The 14,153-nt window shown below is 44.1% G+C and carries 13 protein-coding genes and 1 pseudogene; 1 reads left to right on the forward strand and 13 read right to left on the reverse strand.

The genetic code is table 11. From position 1 onward, the window contains the following. Positions 1 to 32 precede the first annotated feature (32 nt). From ACLOR3_RS01180 to ACLOR3_RS01200, 5 genes are all read right to left on the reverse strand, one after another. Positions 33 to 1,313 carry a CapA family protein gene (locus ACLOR3_RS01180; RefSeq protein ID WP_411400221.1) on the reverse strand — a complete coding sequence of 427 codons (1,281 nt, stop codon included), beginning with the start codon at positions 1,311 to 1,313 and terminating at the stop codon, positions 33 to 35. Between the two features lie 348 nt (positions 1,314 to 1,661). Next, complete coding sequence (locus ACLOR3_RS01185) at positions 1,662 to 1,862, reverse strand: hypothetical protein (RefSeq protein ID WP_129822461.1); 201 nt, start codon at positions 1,860 to 1,862, stop codon at positions 1,662 to 1,664. A gap of 37 nt (positions 1,863 to 1,899) precedes the next feature. Beyond that, complete coding sequence (msrB, locus tag ACLOR3_RS01190; protein WP_411400044.1) at positions 1,900 to 2,835, reverse strand: peptide-methionine (R)-S-oxide reductase MsrB; 936 nt, start codon at positions 2,833 to 2,835, stop codon at positions 1,900 to 1,902. A gap of 283 nt (positions 2,836 to 3,118) precedes the next feature. Continuing rightward, positions 3,119 to 3,475, reverse strand: a complete 357-nt coding sequence (locus tag ACLOR3_RS01195; protein WP_411400045.1) for a helicase BlpT — start codon at positions 3,473 to 3,475, stop codon at positions 3,119 to 3,121. Between the two features lie 278 nt (positions 3,476 to 3,753). Further along, entirely contained in the window at positions 3,754 to 4,689 is a 936-nt protein-coding gene (locus tag ACLOR3_RS01200; RefSeq protein WP_061564332.1) for a dihydroorotate oxidase, read from the reverse strand. A gap of 374 nt (positions 4,690 to 5,063) precedes the next feature. Between ACLOR3_RS01200 and gdhA the strand changes: the two genes are divergently transcribed. Further along, entirely contained in the window at positions 5,064 to 6,410 is a 1,347-nt protein-coding gene (gdhA, locus tag ACLOR3_RS01205; RefSeq protein ID WP_411400222.1) for an NADP-specific glutamate dehydrogenase, read from the forward strand. Between the two features lie 94 nt (positions 6,411 to 6,504). On the opposite strand, the gene dnaJ is transcribed toward gdhA, so the two are convergent. From dnaJ to ACLOR3_RS01245, 8 genes and pseudogenes are all read right to left on the reverse strand, one after another. Next, positions 6,505 to 7,650, reverse strand: coding sequence for a molecular chaperone DnaJ (dnaJ, locus tag ACLOR3_RS01210; RefSeq protein ID WP_129822465.1), 1,146 nt, complete (start codon positions 7,648 to 7,650; stop codon positions 6,505 to 6,507). Positions 7,651 to 7,804: 154 nt separating this feature from the next. Further along, positions 7,805 to 8,437, reverse strand: a complete 633-nt coding sequence (locus tag ACLOR3_RS01215) for a DJ-1/PfpI family protein (RefSeq protein ID WP_411400046.1) — start codon at positions 8,435 to 8,437, stop codon at positions 7,805 to 7,807. Positions 8,438 to 8,635: 198 nt separating this feature from the next. Next, positions 8,636 to 10,459, reverse strand: a complete 1,824-nt coding sequence (dnaK, locus tag ACLOR3_RS01220) for a molecular chaperone DnaK (protein ID WP_048716323.1) — start codon at positions 10,457 to 10,459, stop codon at positions 8,636 to 8,638. A 237-nt stretch (positions 10,460 to 10,696) separates the two neighbouring features. Continuing rightward, positions 10,697 to 11,221 carry a nucleotide exchange factor GrpE gene (gene grpE / locus ACLOR3_RS01225; protein ID WP_325049894.1) on the reverse strand — a complete coding sequence of 175 codons (525 nt, stop codon included), beginning with the start codon at positions 11,219 to 11,221 and terminating at the stop codon, positions 10,697 to 10,699. 24 nt (positions 11,222 to 11,245) lie between these two features. After that, positions 11,246 to 12,280, reverse strand: a complete 1,035-nt coding sequence (gene hrcA, locus ACLOR3_RS01230; RefSeq protein WP_048716318.1) for a heat-inducible transcriptional repressor HrcA — start codon at positions 12,278 to 12,280, stop codon at positions 11,246 to 11,248. Between the two features lie 166 nt (positions 12,281 to 12,446). Then, the gene (locus ACLOR3_RS01235) at positions 12,447 to 13,220 is read right to left on the reverse strand and encodes a M15 family metallopeptidase (RefSeq protein ID WP_048716316.1); all 774 of its coding nucleotides are present in this window, start codon (positions 13,218 to 13,220) and stop codon (positions 12,447 to 12,449) included. Then, the gene (locus ACLOR3_RS01240; RefSeq protein WP_048716315.1) at positions 13,213 to 13,911 is read right to left on the reverse strand and encodes a histidine phosphatase family protein; all 699 of its coding nucleotides are present in this window, start codon (positions 13,909 to 13,911) and stop codon (positions 13,213 to 13,215) included. Before ACLOR3_RS01240 ends, ACLOR3_RS01235 begins: the two co-directional genes overlap by 8 nt. A 41-nt stretch (positions 13,912 to 13,952) precedes the next feature. Further along, a pseudogene (locus ACLOR3_RS01245) lies at positions 13,953 to 14,153 on the reverse strand (histidine phosphatase family protein); the annotation flags it as partial.

The following is a 14,153-nucleotide window of genomic DNA, read 5'->3' on the forward strand; positions in this document are numbered from 1 at the left end:
TGAATCTTAGATAACTTCTAACATTACAATCATTATTGACCCCAATTCAGATTCACACGGTCCTTCACTTCCTGGTAGGCTGTATCGACACGCGCCTTTGTTTCATCATCCAATTGGTTCCGGTACTTGCCGCCTTCAATCCAGTCCTCCAAGATATAGGTCTGGAAATGATAGAGTTCATAACCTTCAGGAGAATAACTGTCCTTGGGCGTCCGGTTAACCCAAGTAGGATGAGCTGTGGCAGTTTTGATCCGTGTCTTGCGCCCTACCTTCTCAATGGTGATATCCATCAGGACACCCCGTTCGGTCCATTGCGCATTGTCTATCCCTTCCATGGTTTCCATCCGCTGATTGGAAAGGAAATTCCCCATAGAATAAACAATCAATTTCTGTTGCCCATCCTTATCCACAATCTCAGCAGGCTGGACAACATGAGGATGACCACCCAAGACGATATCCGCCCCCCAAGAAATCATCTTATGGTATAGCTCCTTTCGTTCCTCTGATGGCTCTAACTCATATTCAATCCCCATCTGAGGCATGACAATAGTTACGTCCGCTTCCATCTCAGCTTTTTGGATTTCTTGACGCATCCGCTCCTCATTGAGGTCCGATAGACGGTTGTCATAGTCCTCTTGTTCTAGATTATATTCCATCCCATTAAACCCGTAGGAGTAGGCCAAGATCGCAATCTTGATCCCATTTACCTCCTTGATCAGGATAGGGGCTTGATCTCTCGTCTCATGCGGGTAGACACCAACCGTTTGGATCCCCGCGTCTTCAAAGGCCTTGGCAGTCGAAAACAGCCCTTCCAAGCCAGAATCGAGGATATGGTTATGTCCCAGGTCCATCACCTGATAGCCTGCATCCTTAATCGAAGCAACCACCTCCTCAGGGGCATTGAAAATCGGATAGCCCGAAAGCCCATAATCCGAATTAATGGTCCCTTCAAAATCCCCCAAGACCAGATCCCCTTGCTTCAACCATTCCTGAGCATAGTGATAATTCTCAGAAAAATCATAGCTTCCATCTTCCTTGGCGGCACTCATATAAATCAAGTCATGATAGAGTTGATCTCCATTTGCCATGATCCGAGCCGTATGCGGTAACTGATCCGGATGAATTTCTTCTTGCTTTTCAACGACTTCCGGCATTTCTAGCGCTGTAATGGGAAAACCATTCCATTTTTGAACCCACAAGACCAGATTTGCTGCCGCAAATACTGTAATCAGCAAACCATAGACAAACTGTTCGTTGGTCAGGCGAAAAGCGGTCACCTTTCCCAAGCCAATATCAAGCCAGTCGTTGAGCATCCTGAGGATATCTTTCCCAAGCTCGCTCCATCTCTTTAAGAGATCCTTCCAATTCTTCATCATCTTCTCTTCCTATTTCTCTTGCACTTGTCAAAGGCCTCTCCCTAGCATCTTGATGCTACCTTTTACATTCTCACACTTCTCTAACATTCCAACTTTCTCATCTCAGGTTTATACAATGAGCCACTAAACTCACATCAAACCTAGTATTCATTGAAATACTTTCTCTTCATTGTATCACAAATTTTAAGAAGAGAAAAAAGAGAGCAGGACAGAAGCGCCATTGTTTAGAAACGCTTCATCGTCCTGCTCCTGCACAGTTGATTAATTCATGTAAATGATCGTTCATCACTTCTTATCGTTTGATTTGGACAAGCTAATCGCAACCATGACAAGACTTAGGAAAAAGGCCGAAAGCAACCCTTTTGTCGTCCGATTCATAAAAGGTTGATGGAACACAAAATGATTATAGGCAGTAAATCCTAATCCAATCAGAGTTACCATAGCCGAAAGTGAAAAAATTGTTACCCACAAATTTCTATTTTTCATCATAAACTCCGTTTTTCGATTTAATAGAAAGGCCCTCTTATTTCAAAGCATTTAACAAATAACCATAACCTTCTTGCTCCATTTCCTCTTTTGGAATAAAGCGCAGTGAGGCCGAATTGATGCAATAGCGAAGGCCACCTTGGTCTTTGGGTCCATCGGTGAAGACATGGCCGAGATGAGCATTACCCGAGCGGGAACGAACTTCAATCCGCTCCATCCCATGGCTTTGGTCCTGGTAATAGTGGACGACATCTTTGGCAATGGGACGAGAGAAACTTGGCCAGCCACAGCCAGAAGCAAACTTATCCTTTCCAAAGAAAAGAGGTTCCCCAGTCGTAATATCCACATAGATGCCCTCTTCAAAGGTCTGATCATAGACATTGTGGAAAGGGCGTTCCGTCGCGCTTTCTTGGGTGACTTGGTACTGCTCTGCTGTCAGTTTCGCTTTTAAGGTTTCTTGATCTGGCTTCTGATAGGCTGCCGGATCAATCAAGGGTTGGGCAGCATCCGTCACATCGATATGGCAATAACCCCCAGGATTCTTCTTGAGGTAGTCTTGGTGGTAGTCCTCAGCCAGGATGTAGTGACGCAAGGGCTCTAGCTCCACCGCGATCTTGCGGCCCAGTTGCTTCTCTTCTTCCGCAAACACTTGGGCAATCACCTCACAATCCGCCTCGTCTAGGTAATAGACACCGGTCCGATATTGGCGGCCTCGATCATTTCCCTGCTTGTTAACGGACAAGGGATCGATCACCCGGAAATAGTAGAGCAGAATTGCGCGTAAAGTGATCTTGTCTGGATCGTAGATAACTTGTACAGTCTCTGCATGATCCGTTTCTTTGATCAGTTGATAATTGGTCGTCTCTACCTGGCCATTGGCATAGCCCACCGTCGTTTGTTCTACACCGGGGATCCGAGAGAAATACTCCTCTAAGCCCCAAAAACAGCCACCTGCTAGATAAATCTCTGCCATCTTTTTTTCCTCGCTTCCTGCATTCCCTAAGAGGAACGCTTGACATCTATTAGCTTCATCATAATCCAAGAGTCTCAGATTTTCAAGGATTCTGCATCAAAAATCCCTTCTACTATACTAGTAAAAGGGATAAAGGCACTCCCACTTATTTTTCAAATAAGAAAAAGAGCGAGTAACCAAGATTCCGTAGAGACACTAAAAACTGATGGAAAAAATCATGCATGAGAGACATGTCCCACACCTCCTCTCAATCATCTGATGTTCCTAAACATCGTTACCAAGATTAAAGAACCACCGTCGGTCCGTAGACCTGTAACTGAGGCTTCACAACCTCGTAATGCCAGTGATCATAAGCTCGCCAAACTTGAAAGGTTTCTTTATTTAAACGCAACCCGCTCAGACCAATCAATAGACTAGCGGTCTGATAAAACTTTTCCAACTCGATCAACAGGCGATTGTCTATCCTTTGAGCCTTCAATAAAACTTTCAACATCTGATCTAGATTTTCTTTAAATCGAAGGGCATCTGGACTGGGGGTGCATCCTTTAGAAAAGGCTGTTTGAAGAAGGCTGACCGTCGTCCTCGCCTCTTGAATCACATCCCTTTCTCCCATCGAAATCACCTTCCTTTTCACCTCCATTGTACACCTTTTTCTCTCTATAAAAATGGGAAATCTCTAAAACTAGGAACAGAATGAGGCTGGGACAAAAGTCCTAGCCTCTCAATTGTTTCTAGATTGTCGAGCAAGACGCAGTGGTTGAGTGGACTCTACTACGCTGATTTCATCAGCTTTTACAGCCCTACTCAACTGTGCGGAGGTGGGACGACGAAATCGAATTCTAACGAATTACCGATTTCTGTCCCACTCTCATAAAAAACTTCCCCAAGTTTCCACTTGAGGAAGTTCTTCTCGAAAGATTAGTCAATGTAGTGCAATTTCCCACGGAAATCTTCTAGACTTTGGTAGCCTTTTTCTTCCATGATAGCTTTAAGCTCCGCAGTAATGCGTTCAAAAGCCCCCACTCCTTCTTTATGAAGCGTGGTTCCGATTTGTACCATACTAGCGCCACAAAGGATATGTTCAAAGGCATCGCGACCAGTCAAGACGCCCCCAGTCCCCACAATCTGAATTTCTGGATTTAACCGTTGGTAAAAGGCATGGACATTGGCCAGAGCCGTTGGTTTGATGTATTCGCCACCAATCCCACCAAAGCCGTTCTTAGGACGGATCACCACGGATTCATCCTCGATGTAAAGTCCATTACCGATTGAGTTGACACAGTTGACAAACTTGAGCGGATATTTGTTAAAGATTGCTGCTGCTTGGTCAAAATGAACGATATCAAAATAAGGTGGCAACTTGATGCCAAGAGGTTTGGTGAAATAGGCAAAGACCTCTGACAAGATCCGATCTGTCGTCTCAAAATCATAGGCGATCTGAGGTTTCCCTGGGACATTGGGGCAGGAAAGGTTCAATTCAGTCAAACCTTTAAAATCACTTTCTTGCACCTTTTTCAAGATGGTATGGGTTTCCTCAGGAGACATGCCGACAAGAGATAGGAAGAAAGTCCGATCGGGATCTGTTTCTTGCAACTCCAATAAGTAATTCAAATAATAGTCCAAGCCTTGGTTAGGTAGCCCCATCGAATTGATTGAGCCCAGTGGGACATCTTGGTAGCGTGGCTCTGGATTTCCAGAACGGAACTCCAAGGTAGCTGTCTTGGTCACAAAGGTCCCAGCAGCCGAATTCTTCACTTCTTCTAATTCCTCAGTGGTCATACAGGCCACACCTGCCGCATTCATCAGGCAGTTGTCAAATTCAAAACCAGCAATTTGCGTCTTTGTCGATACCATCTTCTTCTCCTTGAAATGAATTCTTACAGCCATTATAGCACGAAAAGGAGGATTCATGACTAGAAAACTAAAAAAGGACAAGGATCGTCCGGAAATAGAAAAAATCACCTTAAACGTTATCCATTTATTTTCTATATATAAGAGAAAAATCAGACATTTTTCCAATCCTATCGTTCTTTCGCATCCATATTTTCCCACTCCATAGGCAGTTGTGAAAATTTTCAGAAAATTCAACTTTTTTCTTTACAAGTCAAAAAAAGTCTGCTATAATTATCGACGTAATAAAACATGACATTGCTCTCAGCAGTGCCTCCATATACCAGTAAGTTCGCTAACCTGCTGGAATTCGTTTCAATGAAAAAAGGAGAAACATGATGACAACTGCAAAAGAATATATCCAAAGCACTTTCGAAACCGTAAAAGCTCGCAACGGCCATGAAGCGGAATTCCTTCAAGCTGTTGAAGAGTTCCTTAGCACTTTGGAACCTGTATTTGAAAAACATCCAGAATACATCGAAGAAAACATCTTGGCACGTATCACTGAGCCTGAGCGCGTGATTAGCTTCCGTGTTCCTTGGGTTGACCGTGACGGAAAAGTTCAAGTTAACCGTGGTTACCGTGTTCAATTCAACTCAGCTGTCGGTCCTTACAAAGGCGGACTTCGTTTCCACCCAACTGTAAACCAAGGGATCTTGAAATTCCTCGGCTTCGAACAAATCTTTAAAAACGTTTTGACTGGACTTCCAATCGGTGGAGGTAAAGGTGGATCTGACTTCGATCCTAAAGGCAAGACTGACGCTGAAGTGATGCGCTTCTGCCAAAGCTTCATGACTGAATTGCAAAAACACATCGGTCCTTCTCTTGATGTCCCAGCTGGTGATATCGGGGTTGGTGGACGTGAGATTGGTTACCTTTACGGTCAATACAAACGCCTTCGCCAATTTGATGCTGGTGTCTTGACTGGTAAACCTCTTGGTTTCGGTGGTAGCTTGATCCGTCCAGAAGCAACTGGTTATGGTTTGGTTTACTATACGGAGGAAATGCTCAAAGGCAATGGCGACAGCTTTGCTGGTAAGAAAGTCGTGATCTCAGGTTCTGGTAACGTTGCCCAATACGCTCTTCAAAAAGCAACTGAACTTGGTGCAACTGTTATCTCTGTATCTGACTCAAACGGTTACGTGATCGACGAAAACGGTATTGACTTTGACCTTCTGACAGACGTCAAAGAAAAACGTCGTGCTCGTTTGACTGAGTATGCTGCAGAAAAACCAACTGCTACTTACTACGAAGAATCTGTATGGACTTACGCTGGTAACTATGATATCGCTCTTCCATGTGCAACTCAAAACGAGATCAACGGTGAAGCAGCGAAACGCTTGGTTGCTCAAGGGGTAAAAGTTGTTTCTGAAGGAGCCAACATGCCTAGCGACCTTGATGCGATCAAAGTCTACAAAGAAAACGGCATCCTTTACGGACCTGCTAAAGCTGCCAATGCTGGTGGGGTTGCTGTATCTGCTCTTGAAATGAGCCAAAACAGCCTCCGCCTTTCATGGACACGTGAAGAAGTGGATGGACGCTTGAAAGACATCATGACCAACATCTTCAACACTGCTAAAACAACTGCAGAAACCTACGGTCTTGGTAAAGATTACCTTGCGGGTGCTAATATCGCAGCCTTTGAAAATGTCGCAAATGCGATGATTGCCCAAGGTCTTGTTTAATTTGATTCTTTTGCCACACCTCTGAAGCCTTTGGTTTCGGAGGTGTTTTTCTTGATAAAAAAAGAAGATTGGAAAAACCAAATCTTCTTTTATTTTATAAATCATCCAAGGCATCTTTAACCTTATCAAAGAAGCCTTTTTTCTTTGGGTTGACCTTCAAATCACTTGCTTCCGCAAATGCACGAAGGGCTTCTTTTTGCTTGTCATTTAGACCTGTTGGTGTCACCACATTAACAGATACATATTGATCTCCTACAGAGCCTCCACGCAAGCTTGGTGCTCCTTTACCGCGGAGGCGGAATTTCTTACCTGTCTGGGTTCCTTCAGGGATGACCAAGTCAACATCGCCGTGAACCGTTGGAACATGGACCGTATCCCCAAGAGCAGCCTGAACAACGTTCAAGTTCAATTTATAGTAGATGGTTGATCCATCACGCTCAAATTTGTCGCTCGGCTCAACGTTGACCACCACATAGAGATCTCCGTATGGCCCTCCATTAAATCCAGCTTCTCCTTGACCAGAGAGGCGGATTTGTTGACCTGTTTCAACCCCAGCAGGGATTTTCACATTGACACTGTGGGCTTGCTTCTCGTGACCAGTCCCATGACAGGTTGTACAAGGATCTTTAATTTCTTTACCGCGTCCATGACAGACATCACAGGTGATTTGACGGCGCATCATCCCAAGTGGGGTTTGCGTATCCACATTGATAACCCCAGAACCATGACAGCGTCCACAAGTTACTGGACTTGTTCCTGGCTTAGCACCAGTTCCATCACACGTCCGACAGCTGGCTTCCCGATGGTACTTCACTTCCTTCTCAGTTCCAAAGATGGCTTCTTCAAACTTGAGGTTTACGCGGTACTGAAGATCATCTCCCTGACGTGGAGCATTAGGATTGCGGCTTGCACCACCACCTCCAAAGAAGCTAGAGAAGATATCTTCAAAGCCACCAAAGCCACTGCCATCAAAACCACCGAAGCCACCAGCTCCGCCACCGAAGCCGCCAAAACCACCATTGGCCCCTGCAGCACCGTATTGGTCATAAGCTGCCCGTTTTTGTTCGTCGCTCAAAGTCTCATAAGCTTCTTGAACTTCCTTGTACTTTTCCTCAGCACCAGGCTCCTTGTTGATATCTGGGTGATATTTTTTAGATAATTTCCGATAGGCTTTCTTAATCTCATCTTGAGATGCATTCTTTGAAACGCCCAAACGGTCATAAAATTCAGTATTGTTCATACAAGATACTAAGAGCGAACAGAAAGCGACTGAAATTTAGGAAACCGACAAGAAATCCTGATTTCTTAGGCGGTTTATCTAATTTCCAAGCTTTCCGCTCGGGTTCAATTCCCCGAACACTCTTTGTTCCTTTCTATAATTTTCATGTACATCTTTAGAGGATATTTTCTATACTTTGCTTCACTTGATCAAACTCTTGGTCTGATAGAGTAAATATCAAATCCTCTTCAGCACACTCGTTCTTTTCTTTAAAATAGTTGTCCGTATTCTCTGCCAATCCTAAGCTTAGAATCACTTTTCTTGCAAACTCTTGATGGGCAAAACCGATAGCCGTAATGATTTGTTTATCTTGCACAACCACTTTCGGTTGGAAATTCTCACGTGGAAGAAATTCAAAATAATCAAAGAAGTTTTGCCAAATTCCACCTGTAAATTTCGTGTCCTTCAACAGACCTGCTTTCGCTAATAAAAGAGGCGCTGAAGAAATGGCTGCAATGAGGATATCTTGCTCACCAAGGTCCCTCAAGAACGAAATTAATTTCTCATCCTGTAGAGCAGGCCCTATATTGATCATTCCTGGCAAAATCACACAAGAATACTCTTCTATACGGATTTGATCTAGTGTTTTCGTTGGTTGACAGGGCAAGCCATCCTCAGAAACCACTATCGAATGATTTGAAGCGACATAATCAATCGTGATATCAAAAGACAGAGCTAAAGTACTTGTTAAAGCGGTTATCTCATAAAGAGAAAAATTAGGATAAATGATACAAAGTACTTTTTTCATACGCAACATCCTCTATTTTACCGAAAAACAGAGGCTGGGTTGCAACCTCTGGATTTCTTCTTATCATTTGCCAGTTAGGCGTTTAGGCAAGGCGCCATAGCGATTGCCATAGAATGCCAATCATTAGAGTGAACAGTCATTCTTAACGCCTCGCTCCCCGATTTTCAAGCTCGAGATAAAATAGTCCGCTGGACTATTTTATTTTTCCGTAAACTCTCCGTCTACGACGTCATCGCCTGCGTTGCCTGTTGCTTGTGCGCCTTCTGCTCCTGCTTGGGCTTGTTGCGCTGCTGCGGCTTGTTCGTAGAGTTTCACAGCAAGTCCTTGAGCTTTTTCGTTCAAGGCTTCAAGTTTTGCTTTCATTTCGTCCAAGTTATTGTCTTCTTGGGCCTTCTTAAGCTCATCAAGGGCAGCTTGTGCAGCATCACGTTCTGCATCGAAGCCTTTGCCTTCAGTTTCTTTGATTGTCTTTTCAGTCGCAAAGATAGCTTGGTCTACTTCGTTACGAAGGTCAACTTCTTCTTTACGTTTCTTATCTGCTTCAGCGTTAGCTTCTGCATCTTTCATCATGCGGTCGATTTCTTCGTCTGTCAAACCTGAGTTTGATTGGATAACGATTGTTTGTTCTTTTTGAGTTCCAAGATCTTTCGCTTTAACAGATACGATACCGTTTTTATCGATGTCGAATGTTACTTCGATTTGTGGGATACCACGAGGTGCAGCTGGGATATCTGTCAATTGGAAACGTCCAAGAGTCTTGTTATCTGCTGCCATTGGGCGTTCACCTTGAAGAACGTGGATATCAACGGCTGGTTGGTTGTCTGCTGCAGTTGAGAAGACTTGTGATTTAGATGTTGGAATAGTTGTGTTGCGGTCGATGAGTTTTGTGAAGACTCCACCCATTGTTTCGATACCAAGTGACAATGGTGTTACGTCAAGAAGGACAACGTCTTTCACATCACCAGTGATCACACCACCTTGGATCGCAGCACCCATCGCAACTACTTCGTCAGGGTTCACTGATTTGTTTGGTTCTTTACCAGTTTCAGCCTTAACAGCTTCTACAACGGCTGGGATACGAGTTGAACCACCAACAAGGATCACTTCGTCGATTTCTGACAAGCTCAAGCCTGCATCAGAAAGAGCTTGACGAACTGGAACTTTAGTACGTTCTACAAGGTCACGAGTCAAATCGTCAAATTTGGCACGAGTCAAAGTCATTTCCAAGTGAAGAGGCCCAGCTTCACCAGCAGTGATGAATGGCAAGCTGATTTGTGTTGAAGTTACACCAGAAAGGTCTTTCTTCGCTTTTTCAGCTGCATCTTTCAAACGTTGAAGGGCCATCTTGTCTGTTGACAAGTCAATGCCGTTTTCTTTCTTGAATTCTGCAACCAAGTGGTCGATGATTTTTTGGTCAAAGTCGTCACCACCGAGTTTGTTATCCCCTGCAGTTGCCAATACATCAAAGACACCGTCGCCTAATTCAAGGATAGATACGTCAAATGTACCACCACCAAGGTCGAATACTAAGATTTTTTCTTCTTTATCAGTCTTGTCCAAACCGTAAGCAAGGGCTGCTGCAGTTGGTTCGTTGACGATACGTTCTACTTCAAGACCAGCGATTTTACCAGCGTCTTTAGTTGCTTGACGTTGAGCATCGTTAAAGTAAGCTGGAACTGTAATAACAGCCTTCGTTACCTTTTCACCAAGGTATTCTTCAGCGTAACCTTTCAAGTATTGAAGGATCATTGCTGAGATTTCTTGTGGAGTGTATTCTTTCCCGTTAGCAGAAACCTTTTCAGAAGTCCCCATCTTAGATTTGATAGAGATGACTGTATCTGGGTTTGTCACTGCTTGACGTTTTGCAGCGTCACCAACGATGATTTCACCGTTTTTGAATGACACTACAGATGGAGTTGTGCGATTTCCTTCTGGGTTCGCGATGATTTTTGATTCAGTTCCTTCAAGAACTGCTACTGCTGAGTTTGTTGTACCTAAGTCAATACCGATAATTTTAGACATATGTTTTTCTCCTTGTTATTTTTCTCTTTTTTTGATATTTCCCTTAAGTGGTGGGGACGTGAGCAACTCCCTCCGGGATTTCATCACTTATTTTTGAGCCTACTGTCTCAAAAATCCCCTGTTTCAGTAGCACAAGCTACTGAAACTTTCACCACGGCGGGAAATATCTTCCTTGCAAGCCTCCGGCTTGCATCTTATCTTTCTTTCATAGTTTAGTGTCGTTTCGGACAAGGTATCCTAGTTGTAGACAACTACCATGGCTGGGCGCAGGATGCGGTCATGGAGTTTGTAGCCTTTTTGGAAGACTTGTGCGATGGTGTCTGCTGGATGTTCGTCATCAGCTGGGACTGTTTGGATGGCCATGTGGTAGTTATGGTCAAATTCTCCGTCCGCTGCGATTTCCTCGATTCCTTCTTCTTTCAAAGCATGAATCAAGCTTTCTTGCACCATTTCTAGTCCTTTTTTGACATCATCTGTCAATCCTTCGACGGCGAGGGCACGTTCGAGGTTGTCTAGTGATGGTAAGATCGCTTTTGCCAAATCTTGGCTACGGTATTTTTGTAATTGCTGACGTTCTTCATTGGCACGGCGCTGAATGTTTTGCATTTCTGCATGAGCACGAAGGTATTTGTTTTCAAATTCCTCGGCACGCGCTTGTGCTTCTTCTAACTCAGAAGGTTGGTTGCTTTCCTCTACAACTTCTTCAGTTGTCTCGGCAACTTCCTCTTCTTTCACGTCTTCTTTTTTGATATCTTCTGTCAAGGCATACACCCCTTTCATTTGGTCTTAATTTACTTCATAATGGTTGCTGTTGAGGTAACGGTAGTAATCCGTCAACTTCATGACCAACACTCGGCCGATAACATTGACCAGACTAATCACCCGCCTGTAATCCATCTCTACGGGACCAATCACATGCATGAGGGCCATCCCACGATAAGGAACCAGGAACTTGTGACTAATCACCGTCACATTTTTCAAGGCCTTCTCTTGGGATTCCGCAACCAGGATCTGGGTCATTTGGTCTTCCGGCATTCCTCCTCGTAACTCCAAGGCTACGTGTTGGGGATTATCTAAGAACTTATAGGTCTGAAGATCGGCATAACTCAAAGATGAAACCTTTCCTTCTACAAAGACCAGTTCTTGAAACAGTTGCGAGAAGACGTAATCGAATAGATCCACGACATTGTCTGTCGTCTTGAAATAGCGCTGTACAATCTGTGGAATCTCCGTCCGTAAGCGGTAGTGGATATCCAAGACCGTATTTCCAATGAAGCGTTCTTGAACCAGCTGATGGAAGATTTCCAAGTCACTGGTTAAGAAATTCTTTGGAATAGCAAACTGTACGGTGACAGGCTTTGATTCATCCAAGGTCAGAACTGCTAAGGCATCATGGTTGGATAATGGAACAATCTCAAAACCCGTCAAGCGCTGCCGTGTCGGCTCCACATCCTGAATCACTGCGGTGTAGCCCGTCATCTGGGCTAGTAACTTGGCCGTAGCATCCAAGATATCGTCTAACTTAAAGGCTTCGAAATCAAAGGCCTTCACCACCTGGTAGACATCTTGTTCATCAATCAACTCTAGATCGAGCGAGTTCTGAACGAAATATTGGAAACCAGCTCGACTAGGCATGCGGCCACTCGAAGTATGGGCTTTCTCTAGCAACCCTTGCTTTTCGAGAGCAGCCATGTCGTTTCGGATGGTCGCACTACTGGATTGAATGACATCTTGTAGTGCTTTTGAACCGACCGGTTCGTGGGTCTTGGTAAAGATATCGACGACAAGATTTAAAATCTCATTTTGACGTTCTGTAACCATGACCTCACCTCTCTTTCATTTTTAGCACTCTAAACACTCAAGTGCTAAACCATGATTCTATTATACACCCTCTCAAAAGAAAGTCAAGAAAAAAATCCAAAAAATTAGCACTCTTTTTTAAAGAGTGCTAAAAATCATTCTTAAGACCGATACTAGGCCAAAAAAACTATAAACCTGCTTCTTTCAGCTTTTGAATATATTCTTCTAAGACCAGTTGGTGCTTGACCATATACTGGGCATTTTCTACACCGACGTAGCGGAAGTGCCAGTTTTCATAGTCCACACCCGTGATCGCATTTTTCCCTTCTGGATAACGGAGAACAAACCCATATTGTGGCGCCAAGGCAATAATTTGTTGCACTACCTCTTCGGATAGCCCATTTGGGGCACTCATATCAATCGCAAGGCCTGTCTGGTGCTCACTAGCCCCTGGGACCTGTACTTGTGTTTGTGCTTGACGTTCTGCCTCTTCATGAGGAAGCCCAGTAGCTTCTAATTGAGCTATCCGCTCATTAAAAAGTTCTGTTTGCTCCTCTACACTTCGATAACCGGAAATCAAGGACTCCTCAGGAGCAATGGCCCTTGCCGCCGCTAAAAATTGCTTAGTTTGTTCTGCGATCCGACTATCCACCTTGATTTCTTCAACGTCGACTAACTGAGGATTCAGCTCAGCCAACTTGTTGTCCCGGTTGACCAAGACTAGGTTCCAATCCTTGCTAGAAACTTGCGGAAGGTCTGTCTTCGGTTTTTCTTCCTTTTTCTCAACCTTTTTTGGAGTAGTCGTTTCTACTTTTTTATCTTCAACAGAGCCCATATGAAGCCATTGAGGTTTCAAATAGAAAATACCCACTCCTGCTCCGATTAGACAGAGGCCTATACAGCAGAGCACGATCCAGCTAACTTTCTTTTCTCTTTTCTTGGCAAGTTTATATTTAGTCATGATTTTCCTCTAACCATTTCGCTCCAACCTGGCGGTATGACAGATCTCCAACTGCTTCTAGTTTAAATTGGCCATCTTCATACTCAATAACAGTCACACTACCATTGTCCAAGACCAATTCTTTAAAGGCTTTTGGATCAATCAGGTAAATCAAGGTACTGATGGTCATCCCATGACTGACTACGATGGCATTCCCACCACCTTGAGACTCGACATCCTTAGCAATCGTCGTAAAGCCATCCAAGATGCGGTCACGAAGGGTTTCCCAAGACTCTGCCCAGCCGGCTGTGTCCACTTCGACAATCCCTTCAGCCAACTCCATCAAGCTCAAATGATGGAAGTCATCGACACGAAAGACACGTGGTAAAACGCCCAAAAAGAGTTCTCCATCGTAGGCGCCATCAAAGCTTCCAAAACACCATTCGCGGATGCGCTTATCATAACGGTAAGGAATCTTACCCGTTAACCCTAATTCTTCTAGCACAATCCCCATGGTTTGAATGGTTCGACCGGAGTCGCTGGACACGGCTTGTTGGAACTGAATCCCAGCTTCACGTAGACCAATCCCCAATTCATGAATCCCTCGTTCGCCAGCTTCTGTCAAGGGACTATCAGACCAACCTTGGGCGCGACCAATGGTATTAAACATGGTTTTTCCATGACGGGCAATATACAATTTTGTCTTTGCCATTTTTATCCTCCTGCAATTGTTTTCTTCTTATATATAGTATCTTATTTTTTTACATCAAGTTCTTCTGAGTGGGCTGCTAACCAGTTAGCACCCAGCTTGCGGTATGACTCATCTCCGATGGTCTGGATTGAAAATTGTCCATTTTCGTATTCTACAAAGGTGACACTACCATTTTCAACCCTTGGATCCAGCTCAATCTCTGGATTCAAAATACACACAAAGGAACCAATGGTCATGCTGTG

The organism is Streptococcus intestinihominis (assembly GCF_046824975.1).
Classification (GTDB): Bacteria; Bacillota; Bacilli; order Lactobacillales; family Streptococcaceae; genus Streptococcus.